The organism is Dellaglioa sp. CoH-55-MRSF-9, from assembly GCF_056782155.1.
Genome location: NZ_JBXAYG010000083.1, coordinates 1 through 273, shown reverse-complemented (window position 1 = coordinate 273; position 273 = coordinate 1). Strand labels below are relative to the sequence as shown.

The following is a 273-nucleotide window of genomic DNA, read 5'->3' as shown; positions in this document are numbered from 1 at the left end:
ATGGAAGAGGTGGTGGCCGCCACCAACGCCTACGACGTAGATGTCCTGATCATCGACTATATTTCGCTACTCAAGGGCGCGGACGGCGATGATCAGTGGCGTCAGCTGGGTGCGGTCGGGCGCTACGCGAAAATCAACGCCGAAAACAGCAACCGCGTGAACATACTGCTCGCCCAGCTCTCGGAAGACGGTAAAATCCGGTATTCGCGGGCTCTCACCGAACACAGTTCCAACTCGTTCACGTGGAACCTGACAAAGGAACAGCATCAGGAG

The 273-nt window shown here is 56.8% G+C and carries 1 protein-coding gene; it reads left to right on the top strand.

The window, feature by feature from the left end:
* Nucleotides 1–273 (top strand): hypothetical protein (locus AC1RPV_RS07885; RefSeq protein WP_481764217.1); only part of this gene is annotated, 273 nt, incomplete at both ends.